We start from the raw sequence: 25,098 nt of genomic DNA on the forward strand, positions 1-25,098 counted from the left end.
ACGGGGCAGTTTAGGCCGCTTGCGGCCTGGACTGCTGGGACGGCAGGAACACGGTGCCCTTGCCGAAACGATTCACGGCCATATCCCGCACCCAGGGCGGGGCATCCGCGTAGAGTCGCAAATAGGTATACCCCAGATCACCGCGAACCATGAACGCGACCCAGCGTTCAAACTCTTGTTGTTTTGTCTCCATCACGTCAGTCCTCGCCTCAACGACAGGCACTCATCCACGACTCGTTCTCTCGGCGTCATCGGTTGATGCGCCGACATGCTAAACCGCGTCCAGCGCGATATGCGTAATTTCCAATTTGTGTTTGGCTCTGGGGATTTCACCAGCATCACTAGAGACGCGGTTTAAAATTTTATATTTTTTAATATCTTAAACCGCGTCCGCTCCGACTATCGTCGATGCGGCCAAGGTTAATCCAATCCAAGAACATCGCATACCGCACTGGACGCGGTTTAGAATTGAACACGCGCCATTAGCACGAACGACGCGCGATATTCCATGCGATTTCTACAAGGTATGCGTGGAAACTCATTCATTCAACTGGTGCTTGCTGAAAAATCCTTATGTCGCGTGCCGCTTTAGCAACAGCATATAGTTCACCCCCATCCAGCGGGTAAAGGCAAAGCTCCGAGTGAACGGATTCATCCGCACCCCGGTCTTGTGGAGCAGAGCGAAGCGCTCGCTCAGCGGATCCAGTACCTGGGCAGGGCGGACGAGTTTACGGAAATGATGAGTCCCTCGGGGCAGCCAGCGCAGAATGTATTCCGCGCCGACAATCGCCAGGATCAGCGCCGCCAAGGTACGGTTGATACTGGCGACGAACATGACCCCGCCCGGCCGTGCCAGTTGCGCGCAATCGGCGAGAAACGCCGGCAGATGCTCCACATGCTCGATCACCTCCATGTTGAGAACGGCGTCGAATTGCGCGCCCTCGCGCACCAACTGATCCGCCGTCGCCAACCGATACTCGATCTCGAGTCCGCTCCACTGAGCGTGCATCGCGGCCACGCGAACATTCTTTTCGGTGATCTCGATCCCGGTGACCTGGGCGCCGAGACGCGCCAAGGACTCGCTCAGAATACCGCCGCCGCAACCGATATCGAGCACCCTCAAACCCTCGAAAGGGCGTTCCAGATCCGCATCGCGCCCCATGGCCGCGGCGAGTCGCTCGCGGATATAGTCGACCCGAAAGGCGTTCAGACGGTGCAGCGGCCAGAACGGCCCCTCGGTATCCCACCAACGATGGGCAAGACGTTCGAAATAGGCGACCTCCTCCGGGTCGATACTCGGGGCGGTCAGATGGGCGGCAGGCATGGGATGCTCCAGTGCAAACGACGGAATGCATTGGAAGTCGTGTTACTAGCGGGGTTTTACAACGCCTGGTCCGGCAGATGTCTGGTACAGCGGCGCCTAATGCGGATCCTACCCGTAGGAGCCCGCTTGCGGGCGACGTGACTCGCCAGGATGACTTCCGTGCGCCCACCCGTCGCCCGCAAGCGGGCTCCTACGGGGTTTGCATGAGCACCAACGCGACCGCGCCGCGCCGATAGACGATCTCCTGACGCAGTTCGGGATAATCCCGTGTCAGCGAGTCCAGCTTGTCGATTCGCAAAAACACCAGCTCGCCCGCGACCGGCGGACGCTTGGGCGTGATGGCGTCGCGGTAGACGCTGAAACTCGGCATCGAGGTGCGATAGACCACGGTCGGCAGATCGAGTTGTTTGGCCATCAGGCCCGCCTCCTTGACGGGCGCCTGCAGCGCCTCGAACACGCGCGGCACCAGGAAGCCATAGACCACCCAGGTCTGCACCAGACCGGCGAGCACCAGTCGCTGCCAGAGCGGCGGGCGCGACCAGCGCAGCAGCACGAACATGGCCGCCAGACCGGCCAGGACGGCAAGCCCGTAGGGAAGGTCGAGCGCCCGTCGACCATCGGTCAGCAGCGCCAATTCATGCGCCTTGAGTTCCAGCATGGCCCGAACCTCGGCCGAGGGACTGGTCGCGATCCCCTCGATGACATGCAGGATGGTATCAAGCACCAGCGGCAAGGCGACCAGCAGCGCAAACAGGAGCAGCGTCGGCAGAAAGGCCAGCCAGCGATTGGTGAGGGTGTCGCGATGCCGGGCCATGAGTATAAAGAGCGGCACAGCACCGTACAGCAGATAATGCGGCAGCTTGGTGCCGGAGAAAGAGAAAAAGACGAAAACCGTCAGAAACCAGATCCAGAGGAAACGCTCCAGCGGATCTGACCAAGCGGTTCGATATGCTTTGAAAAGACTCAGAAACCAGCCGGTGAAGGGCAACAGGATCAGCGGCAGCATGACCAGGTAATACCCTGGAAAACCAGCATGCCCATGCATCGCCTCGCCGAAGCGTCCGACGTTGTGTTCCAGGAAGAAGCCGCGGAAAAAGTCGGCGCCGTCGTCCAGATAGATGGCGAGATACCAGGGGCCGGCCACCAGCAGAAACACCAGCCAGCCGAGCGGCGAGAAGGCCGCCCTGAACCAGCGTAGCGCCACCATAAGACTTTGCTTGGACCAGCGGATCTCGGACAGAAAGAACAGGAAGCTGACCAGCACCGGAAAGAAGACCGCCACTGGCCCCTTGGTTAGAAAGCCCAGCCCCATCCAGAGATAGGCGCGCAGAATGAAGCGGCGATTGGTCTTGGGGTCCAGATCCAGGAAATAGCGATAAATTTCAAAGAAAGTCAGCGCGATAAAGAGATTCAGCACGGCATCGGCGACCGCCGCCTTGGCGATGAGCGAGACCTGAAGGGACAACACCATGATCAGTCCGGCAACCGTGGCGGTCGGCGCGTTCAGGCGCGCGCGCACGAAACCCCAGAGCGCCAGTACCCAGAGCGTGGCGGCGACGGCCGAGGGCAGGCGCAGGGCGAATTCGTTGAATCCGAAACTCTCGGTCGAGGCGGCCTGCAACCAATAGATGAGCGCCGGTTTGTCGTAGCGCGGCTCGCCGTCCTTGTGCGGGGTGATGAAGTTGCCGCTGTCCAGCATCTCGCGGGTTGCCTCGGTAAAGGCGCCCTCGTCGAGATCGTAGAGCGGCACCGCATCCAACTGCCAGAAAAAACTCAGCGCCACGACCAGCACCAGGAACCAGGGCGAGGTCAGCGCCCGGCCCATGGCCCTCAACCAGAGGGGGTTAGCGTTCAACTCCGGGGTCATGGTCGTCATGTCGGAACCTTCCAGCCCGCCGTCGCGGGATCGGATTGCCAATGGATACGATGGTGGGTGCGCTCGCCGGACGCATAAAAGGTGCGCGTGAGCAGCTCGGCCAGTACGCCGGTGGTCAGAAACTGGATCGAGGCGACAATCAACAGGATCGAGACGAACAACATGGGACGGTGCCCGATATTCTGATCCAGCACGAATTTCACCACCAGCAGATGGGTCATCATCAGGGTGCCGACCAGACCGAAAACGATCCCGATCATGCCGAAAAAATGACCGGGACGCGAGCCGAAGCGCAGAAAAAAGAACGCCGCCAGCAGATCGAGGAGCACCCGAAAGGTCCGCGAAAGGCCATATTTGGAGACGCCGAACTGACGCGCCCGATGGCCCACCTCGGTCTCGCCGATGCGTTCCGGGGCCGTCACCCCGGCCACCCAGACCGGAATGAAGCGGTGCATCTCGCCCAGCAGGGTGACCTCCTGGATGACCTCGGCCCGGTAGACCTTGAGGCTACAACCGTAATCGTGCAGCCTCACCCCGGTGACCTTACCGATCAGTCGATTGGCGATCCGCGACGGGATTTTGCGCATCACTAGCCCATCCTGACGCCGGCGGCGCCAGCCCTGTAACAGATCCAGATCGCGCGCCAGCAGTTCGTCGACCATGCGCGGGATGTCCGCCGGATCGTTCTGCAGATCGCCGTCCAGGGTCGCGATCAGCTCGCCGCGGGCGGCGTCGAAACCCGCCTGCATGGCGGCGGTCTGACCGAAATTGCGCCGCAGACGGATCACGCGCAGATGACCGCCGATCCGGTCGGCCTGCTCGCGCAGACGTGCGCCGGTGCCGTCGCGGCTGCCGTCGTCGACACAGATCAGCTCCCAGTCGCCCCGGTAGCCGGCCAGCCCCTGCTGGACCCGCGTCACCATGGGTTCGACGTTGTCGATTTCCTGGTACATGGGGATGACGATCGAGAGCGAAGGTCGTCTCTCGGCGCCGGAGCCGGTGTCAGCGGGAGCATTCATCGGGTTCGCGTCCATTGTTGTATCAATCTTCGACCGCATCCGTCACCTCGCGCAAATAGCGAAACAGCTTGCGCGGCGCGTCCGGCCGGCCGCGTTCGGTATCGCGTTGGGCGGCGCGGATCAGGGTTCGCAACTGCTGCCGATCAACTTCGGGGCGCTGCTCGATGAAGTCCGCCAGCGCCGCATCGCCCTCGGCGATCAGACGTTCGCGCCAGCGTTCGAGCGCATGGTGACGCGCATTCAGTTCGCGCTCGCGCTCCCCGGCCTGGTCCATGAGCGCATGGACAGCCGCCATGTCCTCCTTCTCCAGCAGGTTGGCAATTCGCTTCCAGTGCCGCCCCAGAGCGCGCATATCCTTGATGCGCGCGGTCTCGTCGAGCGCGGCCCAGGTTGCCTGGCTGAGTTTCAAGCGCTCCAGTTCGGCGCGCGGCATGCCCGCCAGACGCTCGGCCAGCGCCTGCAGCGCCAGCTTCTCGCGTTTGATCTGACTCTTGCTTGGGCCTTCGGGCGGATGTTCGTCGTCATCCCGGTCGGGGTCGTATTGATGTTCAATCATCGGTATCGGTTCGGAAATCCTGGCATTGGGTCAGAGGTCTGCCTGCAGATCCTCAAGGATTAGCTGCGGCGAGCGAACGCCGCGATAGTCGTTCACGTCCAGCCGATAGGCCAGTCGAACCCGGCCCCGCGCCTCGGGCAGCTTCTCGCCCAGGTTGAACCCGATGGCGTCGATCGGCTCGCCGTCGGGCATGGCCACCCGTAATTTGAGATGACGCTCGCCCACGATCCGCGCCTGCAGCACCTCGAAGCCGCCGTCGAAACAAGGCTCCGGAAAGCCCTTGCCCCAGGGTCCGCCCAGCCGCAGGGCTTCCGCCGTGTCCAGCGTCATCAACCCGCCGGGCAACGGGCCATCGGAACGGATCTCGGGTTGGCGCGGGAGATCGCCGAGTTGCGCCCGGACCGCCTCGATAAAGGCGTCCCGAAAGTCCTCCAACCCCTCCGCTCGCAGGGTCAGACCGGCCGCCATCGCATGCCCGCCGAAACGCTCGATCAGACCCGGATGATGGCGGTCGACCCGATCGATGGCGTCGCGGATGTGCAGGCCGTCGATGGAACGCGCCGAGCCGCGCAGCAGACCGTCGCCGGCCTCGGCGAAGGCGATCACGGGGCGATGATAACGCTCGCGGATGCGTGCCGCGACGATTCCCGACACCCCTTGATGCCAGTCCTCGCCAAAGAGACAGAGCGCGAGCGGAAGCGTCTCGCCATCCAGGCAGAGCGCATCCAGAAGCAATTCGGCCTGATCCTTCATCTCGCCTTCGATCTCGCGGCGGCGGCGATTGAGACCGTCCAGCTCCTGGGCCATCGCGACGGCCCGCGCCGTGTCATCGGTCAGCAGACATTCGACGCCGAGCGACATCTCCTCCAGCCGCCCGGCCGCGTTGAGCCGGGGCGCGGCGAAAAAACCCAGATCGGTCGTCGTCGCGCGGCTCGGATCGCGGCCCGCCACCTGCAACAGGGCCAGGATTCCCGGACAACAGCGTCCGGCGCGGATGCGCCGCAGACCCTGCTCGACCAGGATGCGGTTATTGCGGTCCAGGATCACGACATCCGCGACCGTGCCGAGCGCGACCAGATCCAGCAGCTCAGCCAGATTCGGCGCGACCCGACCGGCCTCGAACCAACCGGTCTCGCGCAGATGGGCGCGCAGCGCGGCGAGCAGATAGAAGACCACGCCCACTCCCGCCAGATGCTTGCTCGGAAAGGCGCAATCGGGTTGATTGGGGTTGACGATGGCCGCGGCGTCCGGGAGCTGGTCGCCGGGCAGATGATGATCGGTGACCAGCACCGGAATGCCCAACTCGCGCGCTCGTGTAACGCCGGCGATGCTGGCGATGCCGTTGTCGACCGTGACGATAAGATCCGGGCGCTGCGTCAGGGCCGCCTCGACCACCGCCGGACTCAGTCCATAGCCAAAGGCGAAGCGGCTCGGCACCAGATAGGACACCCGCGCCGCGCCCAGCGCACGCAGACCGCGCACGGCGAGCGCGCTGCCGGTGGCGCCGTCCGCGTCATAATCGCCGACGATCAGCAGATGACCGCCGGCGCGGAGCTGGTCCGCGAGCAGCGCCACCGCCCGGTCGAGTCCGTGCAGCGCGCCCATGGACTCCAACGCGCCGAGCCCCGGCGCGGCCTCGCCCGCATCGGTCAGGCCGCGATTGGCATAAAGCGCGGCGAGCAGTTCCACGGGGTTTCGGGCGACGGCGATGTCGGCATGGTTCGGAATGCGGCGGATCTGGATGGGCGTCACGGGCGTCTGATGGACCTGATCGGTAAGGCGGTGTTCGGAAACGACGATCCCGATTTTTTGCACGACGGAGGCGCGTGCGACATCGAAGATTCGCTGGCGGATTGGCGAATGTATCCCTTTGGAATACCGCCGGCTAACTTATCGCGTGCCAGCGGCATTGGCAATCTGACGTTTGTCGTCCGGGTTCGTGGTGAGCTCGAACCGCCAACTATCGATGTCCCGCGTCGGCGATCCGGCCATCCAGGAAATGGATGACCCGGTGCGCATAGGCGGCCATCTCGGCCTCGTGGGTGACCATCAGCACGGTGATCCCCTGATCGCGGTTGAGTCCGGTCAGCAGTTCCATGATCTCGTGACTGCGGGCGGTATCGAGGTTGCCGGTGGGCTCGTCGGCGAGCAGCAGGCTTGGCTGGGTGACGATGGCGCGTGCGATGGCGACCCGTTGCTGCTGACCGCCCGACAGCTCGCCCGGCGTATGGTGCTCCCAGCCGGTGAGTCCGACCCGTTCCAAGGCCTGGCGCGCGCGGGTATGCCGCTCGGCGTGAGGGGTGCGGCGATAGATGAGTGGGAGTTCGACATTTTCCAGGGCCGAGGTCCGGTTGAGCAGATTGAAGCCCTGAAAGACGAAGCCGAGATAATGACGGCGCAGCAGCGCGCGCCGATCGCGGTCCAGGGACTCCACCGGCACCCCGCGAAAGCGATAGGAGCCGCCGCTCGGAGTATCCAGGCAACCCAGAATATTCATGGCGGTGGATTTGCCGGAACCGCTCGGCCCCATCACGGCGACGAATTCGCCCTGACGAATGATGAGATCCACCCCGTCCAGCGCGCGCATCGCTGCCAGCCCGCTGCCATAGACCTTGGCGACCTGCCGGAACTCGATCAATGGCGCAGGATCGCCTGCGGTGGAGGTCGCGTCGGGCCGATTCACGATGCGCGTCCCGGACGCTCGACGTCCACCAGCACCGGAGTGCCTGGGTCCAGCGGGTCGCCAAGCACCTCCGTCATGACCCCGTCGGTGAGGCCAATCTTGAAGGTGATCGGGGCCGGCTCGCCATCGCGCAGAATCCAGACGCGCCCTTCCTTGCCGTTGCGCTGACCGATCTCGGTCTGCCGCTTGGATCTCGGCGGGCGTCTTGGCAGTAAGAGCCCGACCAGATTCGGACCGCTCTGTTCCGCCTTGGGCTGGGGCGGCGTGAAGCGCAGGGCCAGGTTGGGAACCAGCAGTAGACCCCGCTCCTCGCGCACCAGGATATCGGCGGTCGCCGTCATCCCCGGACGCAGCGACAGATCGGCGTTATCGACCGCCAGCAGGGCGGCGAAGGTCACCACGCCATTGACCGTCTCCGGCGCGAAGCGCACCTGAGTGATCGTCGCCGGGAAGGTCCGGTGCGGATAGGCGTCGACCGTGAAGGTCGCCGACTGACCCTCCGCGACCTGTCCCACATCCGCCTCGTCCACCGCCACCTTCAGTTCCATCTGCGTGAGATTTTCGGCCAGGGTAAAGAGCACCGGCGTTTGTAGCGAGGCGGCGACGGTCTGCCCCGGCTCGACCACGCGATTGAGCACGATGCCGTCGATGGGCGAGCGGATGATCGTCTTTTCCAGGGTTCGCCGATCGGCATCGAGTTGCGCCCGCGCCTGGTCGACCTTGGCACGGGCCACCGCCAGCGCGGCGCTCGCCCGCTCGGCCGCCGCGACCGCCGTGTCGAGTTCCTCCGGCGAGGCGAGACGCTTGGCGACCAGATCGCGCGTGCGCCCTAGTTTGTTGGCCGTCTCGTTGACCGTTGCCTGGGCCTCGTCGACCTGCGCCTTGGCCAATTCCAGCGCCGCCGCGGACTGACGCTCCTTCGCCTGCGATTGGTCCGGATCCAGCCGGGCCAGCACCTGTCCGCGCTTGACCCGAGCGTTGAAATCGACTTCCACGCTCTGGATGGTGCCCGACACCTCGGTGCCGACATCGACCTGGATCACCGGCTGCAACTGTCCGGTCGCCGTCACCTTGACGGTCAGATCGCCGCGTCGCACCTCTGCCGTTTTGAAACCGATCCGATCGCTTTTTTGGCTCCCCATCAGGAGCGTGCCGGCCAGGGTCAGTCCGAGTCCAGCCAGGGCGGCCAGCCAGAACCAACGGAAACGTCGGCCCGGCCGTCGTCCATCAAGGCCGATTCGTTCGGCGACCGTGGTGTCGTGGGAGTCTCCCTCTAGGGTCATGCGTATACTCCAAATGGATGCCAGACCACCGACCGTCAGGGTTCATGGCGGACTAGGACAGGCTATGCTCGAATCATGAAAAAATTGAGGATCCAAACCGCATCCAGCGGCCTGGAGAAGATTCAGAGGTCGGATCAAGCGGATCGCCGGCCCGCGAGACGTACCGCACGGCTCCACGATGACAGAAGACAAGGCGCGCGGTCACGCATAGTCATCGATACCAACGAAGGCGCGAAGATCCTCGCGGACCTGCACCCGTTGAGCGGATTCATACGCCAAGAGCGCGCGCCGCGTATGGGGATTGCCCGCCGCCAGTCGGATCGGATCGGCAGCGCGCAGACCGAGAGACATCGGCTCCGCCTGCTGAATATTCGGCACGGCACGAGGGGTCAAGGGCACCTGCGTCCGCGCCTGCGACGGAACGAAGGGGATCACCCGAGCATCCCTTTCCAGCCGCTGCTCCACGGGCAGCGGATAGGAGGACGGAATCAATAAACCGGGGATCTGCATCTATCACCATGTTTGGCGCCGATGGCCAGACGAAGGAATGGCGCAGCTTGAGTATCGTATGAAATGCGCCACCTTACCGACATCCGTTTCAGGCGCTAACCGTTCGAGGACTGACCGCATGACGAATCAATGGCGAGAATTTCTCACCGCACGCAATGCCTATCTCGAAGACGACGGCGGCATCCGCTTTCCCAAGGTCGCTGGTCCGAGGGACAGCCGGTTGTTCGACCTGTCGCATCTGGGGCTGATCGCGGTCCGCGGCGCGGACGCGGACGCCTTCCTGCAAGGCCAGTTGACCAACGACATTCGCGAAGTCTCCGCGACCCATACTCAGTTTAGCGGCTACTGTAGCCAAAAGGGGCGCCTCCTGGCGAGTTTTCGGGTCATGCGCATCGCCGATGCACTCTATCTTCAGACACCCGCCGAGCGGCTACCCGACGCACTCAAACGCTTGCGCATCTTCATTCTGCGCAGCAAGGTGACCCTGGAAGACGCGAGCGACGATCTGATTCGCATCGGTATCGCCAGCGCTCGCCTCGCGGATCTGCTCGCCGGTCAGGGTCTTATACTGCCGGAACGCGACAACGCTTGCGTCAGCAACGAGACGCTGTCCGTGATCCGACTCCCTGGGGCGATCCCGCGTTGCGAGATCCTCGGTCCATTCCCGGCCATCGGCCAACTTTGGGACGGACTCGCCAATCAAGCCCCGCCCGCCAACCGCCTCGACTGGACGCGGCTCGATATTCAGGCGGGAATTCCCAATGTCTACAACCGGACCGCCGAGGTCTTCATCCCGCAGATGATCAATCTGCAATTGATCGATGGCGTCAGCTTCCACAAGGGCTGCTATACCGGCCAGGAGGTGGTCGCGCGCATGCAGCATCTGGGCAAACTCAAACGCAGGATGTATCTCGCCGAGGTCGACGCGCCCGCGCCGCCGCAACCGGGCGAGGAACTCCACGCGTCCTCCAGTACCTCCCAGCAAGCCGCGGGTTGGGTGGTCGATGCCGCGCCCCTCGACGCTGGACGTCATGCGCTGCTCGCGGTTGTCGAGGTCAGCGCGGCCGAGGGCGGCGAGGTGCGACTTGGCGACCAGGGACCGGTACTGAGCCTGCAAGCGCCGCCCTATGGGTTTCCCGAATCCTGACGTCCGGCACGCACGGAAGTACTCGCCGCGATGCAAAAACGAACCGTCGCACCTCATCACCTATCACATTCTGGCAAACTGCCGCTCAGAGGGTGTAGACAAAAATAATTGAGCTGCTATTTGTATACCAGTCTACAACTGAGCTGGTGTGCGCTGATGTCGAAAGCTGGTCGTCCCCCCAAGATTCACGAGGCGGAGCAAGCGGTATTGCGTCAAATTGTCACGGATCGCCCGACCTCCACGCTGTCAGAGATTGCCCGGGAACTCGCGGCACGGACGGGAATCGAGGCTCATGAAGCAACGATTCGCAAGTCCTTGCGGGAGGCGGGCGTCACGCGCCTCCGGGGCGAGAGTGGTCTCGAGGCGCAAGCGCGCGCAACGCCGCGTCGGTATGGGTATACGGATGCGCATCGTCGCCACGACCCCGACCAAAGCTACCCAAGTTGTCTGACCGATGCGGAGTGGGACTTGGTCGCCGCTCTCTTTGAGATGCCGGGCGGGCGGGGTCAACCGCCCCGCGTGTCGCGCCGGAGCATCCTGGAGGCGTGTTGCTACGTGGTGCGCACGGGGTGCGCGTGGCGGATGCTGCCGCACGATTTCGCGCCTTGGCAGAATGTCTACAAGACGTTTCGCCGTTGGAGTGCGGCTGGGAAGTTTGAGCAGATGCATGATCGACTGCGGGGGCAATGGCGCGAACGCGAGGGGCGTGAGATCGCGCCGACGGCGGCGGTGCTGGATGCGCAATCGACCCGCGGCTCGCCGCAGGGTGGACCGAGCGGCTTTGATGCGGGCAAGCAGGTCAAGGGGCGCAAGCGCAGCCTGGTGGTCGATACCTTGGGGTTCGTGTTGGCGGTGAGCGTGGTCGCGGCCAATCTTCAGGACCGCGATGCCGCCTCGGGCGCCGTCGCTGACGCGGCCGCCAAGTACCCCCAGACTCAACACGCTGTTTGTCGATAGCGCCTACGCCGGTCAATTTGCCCAAACCACCGAGCAGGCCCACGCGATCCGCGTGGAAGTCGTGCGCCATCCAGCCAACAAAAGCGTTGGCTCCTGGCACGTGGACGGGGCGCCTGACCGAGTGGTGATCGCCAACGCCGACGGCTTCGTTCCGCTGCCGAAGCGCTGGGTTGTCGAGCGCACCCATGCGTGGAATGAGCGTGCCCGTCGATTGATCATGCATCATGACCGTCTGCCAGCGGTCTCCGAAACCTGGGTTTGGCTGGCGGAGGCGCGCATCCTGCTGCGGCGGTTGACCACAACGGTTTGATTTTGTCTACACCCTCTGAGGAAGGGGCGGCCAATCTCGGCTTCGCGGGCCAGCAGGTGGTGTTGGAGCCGCTCCTGGCCTGGCTGCCGTCCGGGGCGCGCGTGCTGCTATCGGCGGACCGGTTCTATCCGTCGGCGGGCCTGTTCGGGTGGCTCCAAGCCCGGGGCTGGAGCGACCGGCTGCGCCTGAAGAGCAACGTGCTAACGGATACCGGGCAGGGCGATGAGACGACGACGGGCGCGTTGGCACACGGGGTGACGGAACGTTACTTCACCGGTGTGCGCCTGTTTGCGCAGGGGGTGATCACGAACCTCGGGATCCTGCACGAGGATGGCCACCCCGAGCCGTGGATCATTGCCATGGACGCCGCCCCGACACGGGCAAGCGTGCTTGACGACGCTGCTCGCTGGGCCATCGAACCGATGTTCTCCGACGTCAAGGGCCGGGGCTTCGACTTGGAGGATTCGCAACTCCAGCATGCCGAGCGTTTGGAGCGACTGGTGCTCATCATGGCCTTGGCCATGTACTGGTGTGTTCGCGCCGGCCGAGACGAGGGGCTGAACGATCCGACACCACTCGAAAAAAAGTCCAGGCGCAGAACGACCCCGCGCATTGGAGCTTCAGGAAACTCTATCGTAGCCTGGTCTCGTGGTTCACGCGCGGCCTGCGCCGTCTGAAGCGGTGCCTTCAAAACGACCTCCCGTTGCCCGCTTTTCATGCCCGTGAGTAACTGATAGGTGATGAGCCGTCGCACCTCGAACCGCCGACGCTTGCGGCACTGTGTTAGCATTTCACGGGTAACCAAATTTTTGGCTCGACGCATAGGCTGCGTCGCTCGATCCGTTATTTGTGCGAGGGGCTTTTAGGTGAACGTGCGTTTTTTTGCCACAATCTGTTGTTTTGCGCTGATCGGTCCAGGATTCTCCGGGTGTGCGGTCAATCCACCCAGAGAGGCGGAGCCCGCCGTCGCGGCGGAACCAATAAATCTTGATCGTTTGCCGCAAATCATGCTGCCTGGCGCGATCCGCTCGGAGGTCAAATCGTTCGCGATGGGCGCGGCTCGCAGCAAGGGCTGGGGCATTGCCGAGTCATCGACCGACCGCCTGGTGGTCCATCGCCCGATCGACGCGACCGCATTGGCGACGGTCGCGTCCGGTGCCCCCGGTCCGGCGGTCGGCCCCGGCTCGCGGCTCGAAGTCACCTCGTATTTCATCGAGCAGTCCGGCGGGGTCAAGGTCGCGAGCAAGGCCGAGCTGGTGAACCCGACACCGCGCGAAAAGGGGCCGACACGCACCGATTACACGGAAAACTTCCGGGATTCGCTCACGCAATCCCTGACCTCCCTGCGGAACTCCTGGTCGGAAAATCGTGGCCGGATCGCCCGCGCCACCCCGCCGGCGGATGGCTGGGCGGATGCCTGGGGCAACCGGCCGACCGGCGCCGCCGCGAGCGCAAACCCGGCATCCGAGCCGGCAACCCGCGACAACGGCCAAACCGAGGCAATCCGAACCGTACAACCACAGCCACCGAAACAGCCCGCGCCGCCGGTCTACGCAGCGCAGCCCGCTCCGCAACCGGTCACGGAATCGAACCCCCAACCCAGCCAATGGATCGCCGAACGGCCAGCGCCTCTGCGTTCCGCTCCCGAACCGCGCTATCTCGCCGCAGGCGCGGCTCCGGTCGTGGATGCGACGACGAATGCCCCCGCTGCCACGTCCGCGACCAGCGCGCCCGCTGCCCCGAAGCCACCCAGCGCACCCCCGAACGCCATCCCTCGCCAGGACAACATGATGGCGCTCCCGAGCCGCTCGCCGGTCGCCGGCTCCGTCAGTTGGGCCGCCTACGCGGAACAGTACGCACGTCAACGCGGTTGTCAGGTGGGCGGACTGGGCACCGAACTCATCGAATCGCGCACGGATGGCGAAGTCCACAAGGTTCCCTGCGTCGGTAGCGACAGTTTCCTGGTCAAGTGCCAGAACGGAACCTGCCAGGGGCTGTTATAACCGCGACGGCGCGCTGGCCCATCCAGCGCGCCACTCGCTTCAACGTCAGTCATAAAGCGTGAACGGTTGGCATCTCAAGCTCTTGGCGACAGGGCTTCTGCTGTTGCACCTCGCCGACTCCCAGGCGCTGCAAAATCCCGCGGTCTTGCTCTTCGGAGCCACCTTGACGGACGCCCGCGCGTTCGCCGTCGAACACGCCTCGCGTCGGGGCTGGAGCATTCGGGAAGTGACCGCGAACGCGGCCCTGTTCGAGCAGGTTCTCGACGGCGAGGAAACGGACGCCATCCTGGTCGTCCAGCGTCTGCTCCGAATCCGCGCGGAATTTGCCGAGGAGTCGGATGGCGTTCGCGTCTCTCTGCGTGCCGAGGAGGTGGAATGGCCGGAGACGGATCGGGAGTGGATGGCGGATGTCACGGGGCGCTATGCCGACAACTTGGCGAACGCGCTGTCATCCTTGCGAGCCAAATGGGATGCCTGGCGCGGGAATTCCGCCAGCCTGCCCAACGCGCCGTCATCCCGCTTTCACGGCGGCGTTCCGCCTGATTCCAGCCGGATGGCAGCCGAACCGATCGGCACCTGGGCCTATGCCGCGGAACGCTACGCCCAGAGTCGCGGGTGCGAACTGACCGAACGGGCGACGCAACTGGAATCGAACGGCCAGGATTGGGAACGACACTGGGTCTTCTGCCGGGACGGCTCCCGGATCAGCGTGCGGTGCCGTTACGGAGACTGCACGACCGGTCCCTGAACCCCGCCATGCGTTGCGCATTCTCATTGGTCGTCGGCCCCAAGCCACGGAGAATACCCCAGCATGAAACTCACACACTCCATCGCTTTCGCCATCGCCCTGGCGGGCCTCGCCGCCTGCGGGCCGTCGGATTCATACAACGCGTCGGGCAGCGCCGGCGCGGCCCTGCTCGAGGTCGCCGAACAAGGCGATCTGAATGCCCTGGACCAACTGCTCGCGAAGCATCGTCAACCCGACGTTCGGGACAGTTGCGACTGGACACCGCTCATGAAGGCCGCGCTCTACGGACATACGCCGGTCGTCGCGCGCCTGCTCGATGCCGGCGCCAGCGTCGACGCCATGGACAAGGGCGGCTACACCGCCATGATGCTCGCGGCCTCGAACAATCACGCCGAGGCTCTGGATCTGCTCTTGAAGCGCGGCGCCATGGTCGACCATCAGGAGTCCACCGAGGGCTGGACCGCCCTGATCTGGGCCGCCAAACAGGGCCACGCCAGGAGCGTCGAGACCCTGCTGCGTCACCGCGCCGACCGCACGCTCAAGGACTTCAAGGGCAAGACCGCCCTGGATTGGGCCAGCGAGGGCGGATACGCCGAGGCGCTCAGTCTGCTTCAAGCGGCGGATCAAGCTCAGTCATCGGTCAGATAAGCGATTCGGGCTTGGAAAATCCTGAACCGCGACGCGGAAGACACGCAATCCTTCTTGGACCGGCGCCCTGTCCGCGCTAAGCTTCGCGAATGCCGAGTCTGCGCGAAAAACTGGCGGAACATGGATTCGAGTCCAACGACGACTACGAATTCCAGCTCAGTTGTCTTCTCGAAAGCCCCGCGCGCGGAGTGCGGACACTCAACATCGAAGGCGATGGCGAGCGCCGCAAAACGGCCTTTGCCAACGCACTGGCCCACGCGCTGGGCTATCCTCATATTCTCTACCACGATTTTACCGACGCGCATCCGCCGCTGCCGGAGGTGATCCTACCGCCAAGCCGCGATGAGCTGGGCCGCGAGGAGCCGCCGATCGACCCGCTGGATCAGATCGTCAGCGAGGCCTGCGCCCAGAGCGAGGGCGAACCGACGGTGCTGATTCTCGACCAACTGCAGGCGGCCGATTTCCGCGAACATATCCGCATCCATCGTTTGGTCCGTAACGCCTCCTGGACCGTCCTCGATGGCCGCTATTTCGCGAATCCGCGCCATCTGCTGCTGTTCCTGATCTCGGAAGAACCGCTCTATCACGCGCTGCAGAAAGAGAGTTTCCGGGTCTGGATCGGCCGACTGTCGGAACGTCAGGCGAGTTATCGTCCGAGCGATTTCGGCCTCGACGAAGCTGGCCAGTCACTCTTCGACGCACTCGCGGAGCTGTTTCGGGCGCTCGATAGCGCGCCGACCCGCAGCGAATTCACGCATCTCCTGCACGATCTGCAACTCCATGCGCGCACGGTCGAGCATCTGCGGCTGAGTCTCTATGGCCGGATCGAGGGGGTCGACCGCCGAGCGCTCACGGCCCCGTCACTGGCCGAACACCTGGCCAGGGTCATCGCCGCGGCCCAGGTTTTTTCGACCCACAAAGCCCCGCGAGGGGCGGATGATTCCGAGGCGACACCATGAATCGAAAACAACGCATCGAAGAAAAACTCAAGGCTGCTCTGAGCCCCATCCTGCACCTGGATCTCGTCGACGAAAGCTACATGCATGCGGTCCCGGCGGGAGCGGAATCGCATTTCAAGGTGCTGGTGGTCAGCGAGACATTTGAAAACATCCCGGTGATCGAGCGCCATCGGCAACTGAATCAACTCCTTGCCGACGAGCTTCAAGGCGGACTGCATGCGCTCACGCTCCATACCTGGACGCCGGAGGAATGGTATGCGAAAGGTGGAGCCCCCGAATCGCCCCCCTGCATGGGGGGCTCGAAAGCGCGTTAGACGAGTTTCGGGAAATCGCCTTAACGGTCGAACCGCAGCCGTTCGTAGCAAGGCACTCGGCGGCCTGCCTGAAGCCGTTCGTGGCGAGGCGCCCACCCTTCCTGAAGCCGTTCGTGGTGAGGCACTCGAACCATGAACGGCTTCACGCGCCGAGGCCCGGATTTCCCGTCCGTCCCATTCGACTGGGCTCATGACAGGCTTCGAGTGCCTCAGGACGAACGGGAAATCCTCCGAGCGTTTGACCGCCAGGTTATCCAACCGCCAAAATTCCTGACGCCCCCCGCCTGAAGCCGTTTGTGGCGAAGCACTCGCCCTTTCCTGAAGCCGTTCGTGGTGAGGCACCCACCCTATCCTGAAGCCGTTCGTGGTGAGGCACTCGAACCACGAACGGCTTCACGCTCCGAGGCTGCGGATGTCCCATTTTCTCCATGCTTCAGTTCCCTTCGGCTTGGCTCAGGGCAAGTCGCACAGGTAAACCCGCCTCAATCCGAGTTCAGGGCGGCGGCGTCTCGTCGACCAACGAGGGTTGCCGCTCGAAGTATTCCCGCGTCAGGCGAAAGACCACCGGACTGAGCAACAGCAGCGCGATCAGGTTCGGAATCGCCATCAGCGCATTGAGGGTATCGGCAACCAGCCAGATAAAATCCAACTGAAGCAGCGTGCCCACGGGAATCATGAGCACCCAGAGCAGACGGAACGGCGTGATGGCGCGCTCGCCGAACAGATACTCGGCGCACCGCTCGCCGTAGACACTCCAGCCAAGGATGGTGGTAAACGCAAACAGCACGAGCCCCAACGCCACGATGTAGGAACCGACCCCCGGAAGCGACTGCTCGAAGGCCGCGGTGGACAGCGCGGCACCAGTCAATCCCGAGGTCCAGGCGCCGGAGACCACGATCACCAACCCGGTGATGGTGCAGATAATGAGGGTGTCGATGAAGGTGCCGATCATGGCGACCGTCCCCTGCGCCACCGGATCGTCGGACTGGGCGGCGGAGTGAGCGATCGGCGCGCTACCGAGTCCGGCCTCGTTGGAGAAGATCCCGCGCGCCACGCCAAACTGAATGGCCGCGGCGACGCTGGCGCCGGCGAAACCGCCCGCGGCGGCCGTGGGCGAGAATGCCTGAATAAAGATCAGCTCCAGCGCGGGTCCGATCTGATCCAGATTGGTCGCCAGCACCACCAGCCCGCCGATCACATAGGTGACCGCCATGAAGGGCACCAGCGCCGCGGAGACCTCGCCGATGCGCCGGATTCCGCCGATCAGCACCAGCCCGGCAAACGCCGCCATCACGACCCCGCTGATCCAGAGCGGGACGCCAAAGGCGCTCTGCGCCGCGTGCGCCACCGAATTGGCCTGCACCGTGTTGCCGATACCAAAGCCGGCAAGCAGTCCGAACAGGGCAAAGGCGGTAGCCATCCAGAGCCATTTCCTGCCCAGTCCGAGCTTGATGTAATACATGGGGCCGCCGAGATGGTTGCCCTGCCCGTCCACCTCGCGGTAGTGCATCGCCAGGACGGCCTCGGCGTACTTGGTCGCCATGCCCACCAGCGCGGTGCACCACATCCAGAAGAGCGCGCCCGGACCGCCCAGAAAGATCGCCGTCGCCACCCCGGCGATGTTGCCGGTTCCGACCGTGGCCGACAGCACGGTCATGAGTGCCTGGAAAGGCGGGATATCGCCCTCCCCCTGTGCCACGCGGCCCCGCCAGAGCATGCGGAAACCGAACCCAAGTTTGGCGAGCGGCATGAAGCGCAGCCCGATCATCAAGAAAAAACCGGTGCCCAGAATCAGCACCAGCATTGGCGGTCCCCAGACGAAACCGTTCAACGCGCCCACCCACGCCGTGATCACTTCCACATCGATCCTCCAGGATTCAACAATGCCAATGAAACGCGCGTCACTATACAAGATAAAGAGCGATCGACGGCCAAGTCGCCCGCAAGCGGGCTCCTACGCACCTCGTAGGAGCCCGCTTGCGGGCGACGCCGATACCGGGGGAGGTTGTTTTTGGAATGTTTTGTGCGGGCGCCGCGACAGCGGTCGGGGTGAATCCCCCATCTCGCCTCAGTGCCCGTCTTCGAGCAGGAAAAACCTCGGTCCGGCCAGCGGCGGGAGACGTCGGGGGTAGCCCCCGCCGACGCCCGAACCGAGTCAACCCAACAGCCGAAACGCGCCCGTCAGGACGCGCGCCGCAACATCTCCGGGATCGCATCCCAGCCGGACTTGATCTCGCGTAGCAGGCGACTCACTTCATCCAGCGCATCCAGATCGTTACGCGCGTTCCCTTCCAGCAAACGTCGATTCATGTACTCGTAGAGCGCATCCAGTTTTTCCGACAAGTCCACCCCCTTGCCGTGGTCGAGCGAAGCGCGCAGACCGTCGATAATCGCGATCGCCTGGCTCACTTTTTCGCCCTTAACACGAATATTGCCCTGCTCCATCGCGCCCCGCGCCACGGCGATCCGCTCAAGCGCACCCTCGAACAACATTTGAATCAAGCGATGAGGGTTGGCGACGGACGCTTCCGCCATGTGCCCGGCCTGGCGATATTGATTCAATTCTCTGCGCATCGCGTACATGGTGTTCTTCACTCCCGACGAGTGGTTAAAGATAATCAATTGATCGACAAACAACTGGCGGCGGCTACGCCTTCTCGCTCAGACCGATCCCGCGCATGCCGCCGCCCTCGCGCACCTGCGCCATGAGCTTCAACGCCAGCTCGGACGGAATCTGGCGGATGACTTCCTTGCGATCGACATCCATGACGGTAATCACGACATGTCCGGTCTCGTCGTCCACGCTGAACTCCAGCGCGCGTTTCTGGTTCTGCAAAAAACCGTTGATCGACTCGACCGCCTGCTTCAGTTCGTTGGTGTCTGGTTGCGCCTGTCCTCGGCCGATCGTTTCCTCCCGCGCCGGGTTCCTCATTAGCGCAGGTTGTTCGGGCGCATTGGAAGACACTGGCGGCGGACTGGCAACCGACTGACCATCGGTGCGTTTCGCCTCCAGTTGCGCGGCCGAAGGCACTGTTTTGGCAGTCGCCCCGACTAGGGATGGAATCGTTTCAATCATGAGGACATCCTCATCATTCGCGGGCAAGCGACAACCAGGATCGAACCGGAAACATTCACCTTATCAAGTCGCTCCGCGATGACCAACCGATCTCGGCTCTTCCGATTCCCCGCCAGGGAGTTGGCGTGGCCGTGCTCCGCTCATGATGAAGGTAACGGCAGGCGAACGGGATTCTTGAGCCGGGGCATGTACGTTTGAATTCCGGAGCGACACCCGACCGCGCATCCTTGCGGAGATAGCTGAACGGTTAGCGGCAGGCCGCGTTCTTGGTGGGACGGTCGATGGGTTGCTCAGTCGCGCGACCCATCTTCCGCAATGGAGATCAACTTGACGATGCGGTAAAGGGCAATCGATCGACCAGACCCTCCAGTTGGCTACCGGTGCCCTGGAGACTGTTGACGATATTCTCCATCGCGGTGAACTGGGCGAGCAGACGGGCGGAGACGCCTTCCATGCGACGATCCAGTTTGGTCTTGTTCTCGTCGAGACCGTCGAGCTGAGTCTGGATGCCGTCCTCGCGGGTCTTGACGATGCCGGTGGAGCCGAGGAAGTTGTCTATCAGTTTGGACAGCTCGCCAGCGAAGCCGCGCGAGAAGCCGATCTCGAAGCCAGCCGTCCCGCTGGCCTCGCTCTGGGCCTTGGCCCCGGCGCTCACGCTCAGATTCAATCCATAGGCTTTAGAGTCGATGTCGGGCAAGAGCACGTTACCGGCGCCGAAACCGGCCACGCCGTCGATGCTGCCGGCCACGTCGACACCCCTGGTTCCGGTCATGGCCAGACCGATGCCCAATTTCGCCATGTCGTCGCCGGTCTCGGTAAAGGCCACCGCGGATGCCGCGCCGCCCGTGCGCGAAACGAAGCTGAAGGCGTTGGTCGCGGGATCGTAGGTAACATCCAGCCCGCCGACCGATGCCACATTGGCGTCGGCATTGATCTGCGTCTGGAGATCCGCGCGCAGGGTCTCGGCGTCCGTGTAGGTGCCGCTGAGCTGGAGCGCACCCGATGCCACCCCATTGACACTGAGCTTGAAGCTGTAATCCCCGGTCGCGGCATTCAGCGGCGTGGTAAAGGTCTCGGTTGCCGCATCGAAAGACTCCTGACTCACCGCATCCCCAACGATCCGCGCCTGCGTGAGCGCGATGCCCAACGCGCCCAGACTGGCGCCGGTCTCGGTGAACTTCACCTGAGAGATCGCGCCGTAGTCGCGCGAGGTGAAACTGAAGCTATCGGTCGTGTCGTCGTAGCCGACATCCAGCGCAATACCCGCCGCCTTCAGACTGGCATCGCCATTGATCCGTGATTGCAGATCGGCGCGCAGATCGTCGGCCGAATTGTAGGTTCCGTTCAGCTCGATCAGATTGGAGTTCGTCCCATCCACATTGATCTTAAAGCTGTAGGCCGCGCCGGCGGCGGTCAAGGGCGTGTCGAATTTATCCGTGCCCGCATTGAAACCGCCAACAGTGATCGGCGTGCCCTGGGTCTGTCCGTGCGTCGGATCGCGGTCGATCTTGACGGCATAGGTTCCGGCGGTCGCGCTCGCGGCAAAGGTGCCTTGATTGACCTTGACCGCGCTGTTGGCCGAGGTCGTCTTGCTCGCGAACAGTTCCCCGATCAAGTCGAAATTCTTCGCGAAGGCGTCGGTGAATTCGTCCTCGCTGATGCTGAGCGAGCCATCCCGCTCGGTGCGAATGCCGACATTGGTCAGCGCCGTGAAGCCGCTCGCGATGCCCGGCACGGCACCGCCGATCTGCTCGCGCAGACGGCTGATCGCGGTCCGCGCCGCACTGTCGCCGGCCAGATCGCCGCGCACCAGATTGTTATCGTCGTCGCGGGAATAGCCGATCAGCTTCTGGGTGGTTTCCTGAAAGGCGTTATAGGCCTCGACGAAGCCGCGCACCGCCTCCTCCGCCGAGCCCTTGTCCGCCGTGACCGAAAAGTTCAGGCTCTCGGTGGAGATCTTATTAATGGTGAAGGCGAACCCCTGGATGACATCGTCGATGGAGTTGCTCTCGCGCGTCACCGCGAGACCATTGATCTTCAGGCTGGCGTCCGCGCCCTGCTGGGTCTCGGCCACCTGGTCGAACTGCGACTCGTTGAAGGCAAAGGCGTTCAGGCTCGTATCGTCAACGCTGACGCGCAGGGCATTGGACACGCCCGAGGGCGCGGTCAGGGTGAGCTGATACTGGCCGTCGACCTTCAGCACCGCCGCCTGCACGCCCGCATTCTGTGCGTTGATCTTCGCGGCGATGCTGTCGAGCGAGTCCGTCGCCTCCACCTCGATCGAGAGCGCGGCACGCTCGGCGTTGGTGGCGAAGCCGGTCGGCTCATCGGATCCGTTGTAGGTCCACTCTCCGAAGCCGATCGTCAGATTCCCGGACTTGCCGAGCGCGCCATCGCGCTCGTCCTGGGCCTGGGTCGCCAATGAATGGGCGCTTGCCACCGCCAGCACGTCGATCTTATAACTGCCGGTCTGGGCGCCGGGCGACACGCTATCGGCGGTAATGGCATCGGAGGTGGGCACCGCGACCGAGCGGGCATTGAAGATGTCCGCCGTCCCCAGCGACCCCATCGCGGTCTTGAGCGTATCGAGCGCGCTCTTGAGCTGGCCGTAGCCGGAAATCTGCGCCTCCAGCTTCTTCTGGCGGGTATCGATAAGTTGTTGCTGGGGCGCGCGCTCCACTTCGGTCAGTTGGGAGACCAGCTTGGCGATATCGATCCCCGATCCGGCGCCGAGCGAGCCGATGATGTTGGTATCCATGACGATCGCCCTCTTGACTCTGAACCGGCGGCAATGCCGCTAAGCCTTCTTGTTAAAAATCAACCCCGCCAAGCCATCGACATACTGCGCGAACTGCAAGGTCTCCTCGCTTGGAATCTGACGGATCAACTCCTTGGTCTGCGCATCCGTCACCTTGATCACCAGGCGCCCGGAGTCATCGTCAAGCTGAAACGACAGGGCCTGCTTACCGTTTTGCATCATCTCGTTGATGCGATCCACCGCCCGGGCGATCTGTTCGACCGAACCCGCTTGGTCTCTGTTGAGCGGATTGGCGTCGCCCGGACCCGTCGACGCTCGTTCGGCGGTCGCACTGGTCTGCGCCGCCGCCGTCGTTGCTGCTGCCTGATTGATTGGCGGCGTCGTTGCCTGGCTCGTGTCGCGTTGCGCGACCCGCGACGGCGTTGCAGCCGTCGACATTGGGCTGATCGCCGCGACATTGAAAGAATCACTGGCCATGATCTTGAATCCCTGGTTCGGCTGCTTTGGTATCGGATGGGCAGGGCGCGGCGTGCCCATCCCGCAAACCTCGGAGTGGGCAGGATGGGTTTCGCTAGCGCTCTACCCATCCTACTTTAGCTTACCGCAGGAGCGACAGCACCTGTTGCGGCGCCGAGTTGGCCTGGGCCAGCATGGCCGAGCTCGCCTGCTGCAACACCTGCGATCTGGAAAGCATCGCCGTCTCCGACGCGAAATCCGCGTCCTGGATGCGCGAGCGCGAGGCCGTGGCGTTCTGCGAGATACTGGACAGGTTGTTGATGGTGAAGTCCAGCCGGTTATTGACCGCGCCCAGGTCGGCGCGCACGTTGTTGACCTTTTCGAGGGCGTTATCGATGGCCACGATCGCCTTGTTCGCCCCCTCAATGGTCGAGATGTCGATGCTGGCGAGCGACTGGCCGTCCTTGCCGCCGCCGTAGGTACCCACGGTCAGGCCCGTTAACGCAAGATTGTCGTTCGTGCCCCGTTCGATCACGATCTCCTTGTCAGAGTGGAGCGTGAACTCCCCAACATAGGCCGTTGCCACGGCGCTATTGAAGCCGGCATTCGCGCCAGCGGTGATATTGGCGACGATATTGCGCCCGTCGTCGGCGATGAGCTGGACGCCGCCGCCCGTCGCCGAGCCATCCTCGCCGGTATCGATCGCCCGCACCCCGGTCTGATCCTTAATGGCGTTGATCGCGTTGACCAGCGACTGACGGTTGGCGCTCCGGGCGTCGTTGCCGGCGACCGAAGTGAAGCCGGTGATTTCGACCCCGTTGATGGTGCCGGATACGGCCGCGGTGGCGGTTGCCTGGACCGTCGTGTTCTTGGCGATGTTGGCGTTGACCGTCGCGGTCACCCCGGTCTTGTCGGAGACCAGATTGAAGGCCGCTGCCTTGGCGATGGCGCTGGCGTCTTGATTGAGCGTAGAGGCCGTGTCGTCGGTGGCGTAGGACGGACCCACCTGCACCCCGTTGACCAGCAGGTTGCCGGCCGCCATGGCAGTGGTCGAGTCGGCCAGATTCGAGGTGACCTGGGTGGCGGTGCCGCTGTAGGTGCCCTCGCTGAAGCCGGCATCCTTGGCGTTGCCGGTCGCGCCCGAGGCGATGGCGATCTCCTTGCCGCCGTCGGCCACCAGGGTGACGGTGCCGGTGGCGAGGGCGGAGGTCAGGGAGGCGCCAGCGAAACCGAGACCCGTGTTGGCTTTGGTCAAACTGCCCACGGTCTGGATCAGCGAGATATTGCGCCCGTCCGCCGCCGTCAGGGTGATACCGCCCATGTCGGTCCCGCTATCGACGGCGGTGACGCCCGTCTGCTCCGACACCAGATTGATGTCCCGGATCACGGCGGCGCGCGTGGTCGTCGTGTCGTCCGTGGTGGCCAGCGCGATGCTGACGCCATTGAGCTGAATGGTTCCCGTCGTGGCCCCGGCGCTCATACTGTTGCCGCCGAGCTTGGTCTCGCCCACCACCGCCGTGACGCCGGTCTGCGCGCTTTTTTCGTTGATCGCCGCCGCGGTCGCGATGGCGCTGCTGCTCTTGCCGTAGGCCGAGGCGGTATCGGAGGAGGAGGTGGCGCCGTCGATGGAGATGCCGTTGATGATCAGATCGCCCGCGGCCAAGACCCCCGCGTTCGTGGCGGACGCGGCCATGCTCACCGCCACATCGCTGGCGGCGGACGTCGTCGCTGCGGCCCCGGTGCCGATCCGGGTCACGGAGCCGATGCCCGCGGAGTCCGCCACGCCCAGGGAGGCTGCGTCCATGGTCCCGATGCTGACGCCGATGGTCTGATTGGCCTCGGCGCCAATCTGCAGTTTGACATCGACCGACGAACCGTCGAGCAGATTCAGTCCGTTGAAGTTGGTGGTCTCGGAGATACGGTTCAACTCCTTGACCAACTGCTGGGTCTCGGCGTTGAGGGTGGTGCGGTTGCCGCTGGTGTAGGTGCCGTTGGCGGACTGCACCGACAGTTCGCGCATGCGCTGGAGGATGTTGGAGGACTCGCTCAACGCGCCCTCGGCGGTCTGCACCAGCGAGATACCGTCGTTGGCGTTGCGCACCGCCTGATCGAGTCCCTTCACCTGCGAGGTCAGACGGCTGACGATGGCCGAACCCGCCGCGTCGTCCTTGGCGGAGTTGATGCGCAGACCGCTGCTCAACCGTTCCATCGACTGACTCAGGCTGGACTGGGACTTGGTGATATTGCGCTGCGCGTTCAGCGAGGCAACGTTGGTGTTGATAACCAAGGACATGACTGATCTCCTGTCGTTGACGAACCGGCGAACCGTTGGGCATCAGCGGCGGGCCGTGGGGGAATCGAATGGGTTCGCTCTCGGTATCGGCCACTGGGCTGAAATCTTTAACCCCGTCCCCGCGCAATCCCATCAAGGCAAGTTATCGGCCACTGCTATCTTTTCTCAAACGATCCAA

Annotated in this window: 22 protein-coding genes and 1 pseudogene; 8 read left to right on the forward strand and 15 right to left on the reverse strand. The window is 63.7% G+C overall.

The features are described from left to right. Positions 1 to 10: 10 nt before the first annotated feature. The 9 genes from THIVI_RS03675 to THIVI_RS03715 form a co-directional block, all read right to left on the reverse strand. Positions 11 to 193, reverse strand: a complete 183-nt coding sequence (locus tag THIVI_RS03675; protein WP_014777297.1) for a hypothetical protein — start codon at positions 191 to 193, stop codon at positions 11 to 13. 378 nt (positions 194 to 571) lie between these two features. Beyond that, entirely contained in the window at positions 572 to 1,324 is a 753-nt protein-coding gene (gene ubiG, locus THIVI_RS03680) for a bifunctional 2-polyprenyl-6-hydroxyphenol methylase/3-demethylubiquinol 3-O-methyltransferase UbiG (protein ID WP_014777298.1), read from the reverse strand. Positions 1,325 to 1,514: 190 nt separating this feature from the next. Continuing rightward, positions 1,515 to 3,200 carry an ArnT family glycosyltransferase gene (locus tag THIVI_RS03685; RefSeq protein ID WP_014777299.1) on the reverse strand — a complete coding sequence of 562 codons (1,686 nt, stop codon included), beginning with the start codon at positions 3,198 to 3,200 and terminating at the stop codon, positions 1,515 to 1,517. After that, positions 3,197 to 4,219, reverse strand: coding sequence for a glycosyltransferase family 2 protein (locus tag THIVI_RS03690; RefSeq protein WP_083845813.1), 1,023 nt, complete (start codon positions 4,217 to 4,219; stop codon positions 3,197 to 3,199). Before THIVI_RS03690 ends, THIVI_RS03685 begins: the two co-directional genes overlap by 4 nt. A gap of 22 nt (positions 4,220 to 4,241) precedes the next feature. Further along, complete coding sequence (yjgA, locus tag THIVI_RS03695; RefSeq protein ID WP_014777301.1) at positions 4,242 to 4,775, reverse strand: ribosome biogenesis factor YjgA; 534 nt, start codon at positions 4,773 to 4,775, stop codon at positions 4,242 to 4,244. A 30-nt stretch (positions 4,776 to 4,805) separates the two neighbouring features. Beyond that, complete coding sequence (gene recJ, locus THIVI_RS03700) at positions 4,806 to 6,527, reverse strand: single-stranded-DNA-specific exonuclease RecJ (RefSeq protein WP_041447267.1); 1,722 nt, start codon at positions 6,525 to 6,527, stop codon at positions 4,806 to 4,808. Between the two features lie 208 nt (positions 6,528 to 6,735). Continuing rightward, complete coding sequence (locus THIVI_RS03705; protein ID WP_014777303.1) at positions 6,736 to 7,458, reverse strand: ABC transporter ATP-binding protein; 723 nt, start codon at positions 7,456 to 7,458, stop codon at positions 6,736 to 6,738. Further along, complete coding sequence (locus THIVI_RS03710) at positions 7,455 to 8,741, reverse strand: efflux RND transporter periplasmic adaptor subunit (protein WP_014777304.1); 1,287 nt, start codon at positions 8,739 to 8,741, stop codon at positions 7,455 to 7,457. The genes THIVI_RS03705 and THIVI_RS03710 overlap by 4 nt, the downstream gene beginning before the upstream one ends. Positions 8,742 to 8,942: 201 nt before the next feature. Next, positions 8,943 to 9,251: a hypothetical protein gene (locus THIVI_RS03715; RefSeq protein ID WP_014777305.1), complete on the reverse strand. Its 309-nt coding sequence runs from the start codon at positions 9,249 to 9,251 to the stop codon at positions 8,943 to 8,945. 118 nt (positions 9,252 to 9,369) lie between these two features. Between THIVI_RS03715 and ygfZ the strand changes: the two genes are divergently transcribed. From ygfZ to THIVI_RS03760, 8 genes and pseudogenes are all read left to right on the forward strand, one after another. Continuing rightward, a complete protein-coding gene (gene ygfZ / locus THIVI_RS03720) occupies positions 9,370 to 10,398 on the forward strand; it encodes a CAF17-like 4Fe-4S cluster assembly/insertion protein YgfZ (protein WP_014777306.1) in 1,029 nt (342 codons plus the stop codon). A gap of 156 nt (positions 10,399 to 10,554) precedes the next feature. Further along, positions 10,555 to 11,665, forward strand: a pseudogene (locus THIVI_RS03725) (IS5 family transposase). Between the two features lie 2 nt (positions 11,666 to 11,667). Continuing rightward, positions 11,668 to 12,342, forward strand: coding sequence for a transposase (locus THIVI_RS03730; protein ID WP_245537370.1), 675 nt, complete (start codon positions 11,668 to 11,670; stop codon positions 12,340 to 12,342). Positions 12,343 to 12,672: 330 nt separating this feature from the next. Next, complete coding sequence (locus THIVI_RS22515; protein ID WP_157174351.1) at positions 12,673 to 13,668, forward strand: hypothetical protein; 996 nt, start codon at positions 12,673 to 12,675, stop codon at positions 13,666 to 13,668. A gap of 58 nt (positions 13,669 to 13,726) precedes the next feature. Beyond that, positions 13,727 to 14,416, forward strand: a complete 690-nt coding sequence (locus THIVI_RS03745) for a hypothetical protein (protein ID WP_014777309.1) — start codon at positions 13,727 to 13,729, stop codon at positions 14,414 to 14,416. Positions 14,417 to 14,479: 63 nt separating this feature from the next. Continuing rightward, positions 14,480 to 15,064 carry an ankyrin repeat domain-containing protein gene (locus THIVI_RS03750; RefSeq protein WP_014777310.1) on the forward strand — a complete coding sequence of 195 codons (585 nt, stop codon included), beginning with the start codon at positions 14,480 to 14,482 and terminating at the stop codon, positions 15,062 to 15,064. Positions 15,065 to 15,153: 89 nt separating this feature from the next. After that, complete coding sequence (locus THIVI_RS03755) at positions 15,154 to 16,023, forward strand: hypothetical protein (protein WP_014777311.1); 870 nt, start codon at positions 15,154 to 15,156, stop codon at positions 16,021 to 16,023. Next, entirely contained in the window at positions 16,020 to 16,337 is a 318-nt protein-coding gene (locus tag THIVI_RS03760; RefSeq protein WP_014777312.1) for a BolA family protein, read from the forward strand. Before THIVI_RS03755 ends, THIVI_RS03760 begins: the two co-directional genes overlap by 4 nt. 493 nt (positions 16,338 to 16,830) lie before the next feature. Here the strand turns inward: THIVI_RS03760 and THIVI_RS03765 are convergent, their stop codons facing one another. The 6 genes from THIVI_RS03765 to THIVI_RS03790 form a co-directional block, all read right to left on the reverse strand. Further along, entirely contained in the window at positions 16,831 to 18,198 is a 1,368-nt protein-coding gene (locus THIVI_RS03765; RefSeq protein ID WP_014777314.1) for an alanine/glycine:cation symporter family protein, read from the reverse strand. Positions 18,199 to 18,518: 320 nt separating this feature from the next. Further along, positions 18,519 to 18,920, reverse strand: a complete 402-nt coding sequence (fliS, locus tag THIVI_RS03770) for a flagellar export chaperone FliS (RefSeq protein ID WP_014777315.1) — start codon at positions 18,918 to 18,920, stop codon at positions 18,519 to 18,521. A gap of 64 nt (positions 18,921 to 18,984) precedes the next feature. Further along, a complete protein-coding gene (locus THIVI_RS03775; RefSeq protein WP_052315102.1) occupies positions 18,985 to 19,269 on the reverse strand; it encodes a flagellar protein FlaG in 285 nt (94 codons plus the stop codon). 466 nt (positions 19,270 to 19,735) lie between these two features. Continuing rightward, the gene (gene fliD / locus THIVI_RS03780; RefSeq protein ID WP_014777317.1) at positions 19,736 to 22,171 is read right to left on the reverse strand and encodes a flagellar filament capping protein FliD; all 2,436 of its coding nucleotides are present in this window, start codon (positions 22,169 to 22,171) and stop codon (positions 19,736 to 19,738) included. 39 nt (positions 22,172 to 22,210) lie between these two features. Next, a complete protein-coding gene (locus THIVI_RS03785; protein ID WP_014777318.1) occupies positions 22,211 to 22,708 on the reverse strand; it encodes a flagellar protein FlaG in 498 nt (165 codons plus the stop codon). A 61-nt stretch (positions 22,709 to 22,769) separates the two neighbouring features. Continuing rightward, positions 22,770 to 24,920 (reverse strand): flagellin N-terminal helical domain-containing protein, encoded by a 2,151-nt coding sequence (locus THIVI_RS03790; RefSeq protein ID WP_014777319.1) that lies wholly within the window; start codon positions 24,918 to 24,920, stop codon positions 22,770 to 22,772. Between the last annotated feature and the right edge of the window lie 178 nt (positions 24,921 to 25,098).

The sequence above is a fragment of the Thiocystis violascens DSM 198 genome, assembly GCF_000227745.2.
GTDB classification, from domain to species: domain Bacteria; phylum Pseudomonadota; class Gammaproteobacteria; order Chromatiales; family Chromatiaceae; genus Chromatium; species Chromatium violascens.

Excerpts from the sequence above, each read along its gene's own strand:
- THIVI_RS03675 (WP_014777297.1), bottom strand. The coding sequence starts at position 193 with ATGGAGACAAAACAACAAGAGTTTGAACGCTGGGTCGCGTTCATGGTT.
- ubiG (WP_014777298.1), bottom strand. The coding sequence starts at position 1,324 with ATGCCTGCCGCCCATCTGACCGCCCCGAGTATCGACCCGGAGGAGGTC.
- THIVI_RS03685 (WP_014777299.1), bottom strand. The coding sequence starts at position 3,200 with ATGACGACCATGACCCCGGAGTTGAACGCTAACCCCCTCTGGTTGAGG.
- THIVI_RS03690 (WP_083845813.1), bottom strand. The coding sequence starts at position 4,219 with ATGAATGCTCCCGCTGACACCGGCTCCGGCGCCGAGAGACGACCTTCG.
- yjgA (WP_014777301.1), bottom strand. The coding sequence starts at position 4,775 with ATGATTGAACATCAATACGACCCCGACCGGGATGACGACGAACATCCG.
- THIVI_RS03710 (WP_014777304.1), bottom strand. The coding sequence starts at position 8,741 with ATGACCCTAGAGGGAGACTCCCACGACACCACGGTCGCCGAACGAATC.
- THIVI_RS03715 (WP_014777305.1), bottom strand. The coding sequence starts at position 9,251 with ATGCAGATCCCCGGTTTATTGATTCCGTCCTCCTATCCGCTGCCCGTG.
- ygfZ (WP_014777306.1), top strand. The coding sequence starts at position 9,370 with ATGACGAATCAATGGCGAGAATTTCTCACCGCACGCAATGCCTATCTC.
- THIVI_RS22515 (WP_157174351.1), top strand. The coding sequence starts at position 12,673 with ATGCTGCCTGGCGCGATCCGCTCGGAGGTCAAATCGTTCGCGATGGGC.
- THIVI_RS03750 (WP_014777310.1), top strand. The coding sequence starts at position 14,480 with ATGAAACTCACACACTCCATCGCTTTCGCCATCGCCCTGGCGGGCCTC.
- THIVI_RS03755 (WP_014777311.1), top strand. The coding sequence starts at position 15,154 with ATGCCGAGTCTGCGCGAAAAACTGGCGGAACATGGATTCGAGTCCAAC.
- THIVI_RS03760 (WP_014777312.1), top strand. The coding sequence starts at position 16,020 with ATGAATCGAAAACAACGCATCGAAGAAAAACTCAAGGCTGCTCTGAGC.
- fliS (WP_014777315.1), bottom strand. The coding sequence starts at position 18,920 with ATGTACGCGATGCGCAGAGAATTGAATCAATATCGCCAGGCCGGGCAC.
- THIVI_RS03775 (WP_052315102.1), bottom strand. The coding sequence starts at position 19,269 with ATGAGGAACCCGGCGCGGGAGGAAACGATCGGCCGAGGACAGGCGCAA.
- fliD (WP_014777317.1), bottom strand. The coding sequence starts at position 22,171 with ATGGATACCAACATCATCGGCTCGCTCGGCGCCGGATCGGGGATCGAT.
- THIVI_RS03785 (WP_014777318.1), bottom strand. The coding sequence starts at position 22,708 with ATGGGCACGCCGCGCCCTGCCCATCCGATACCAAAGCAGCCGAACCAG.
- THIVI_RS03790 (WP_014777319.1), bottom strand. The coding sequence starts at position 24,920 with ATGTCCTTGGTTATCAACACCAACGTTGCCTCGCTGAACGCGCAGCGC.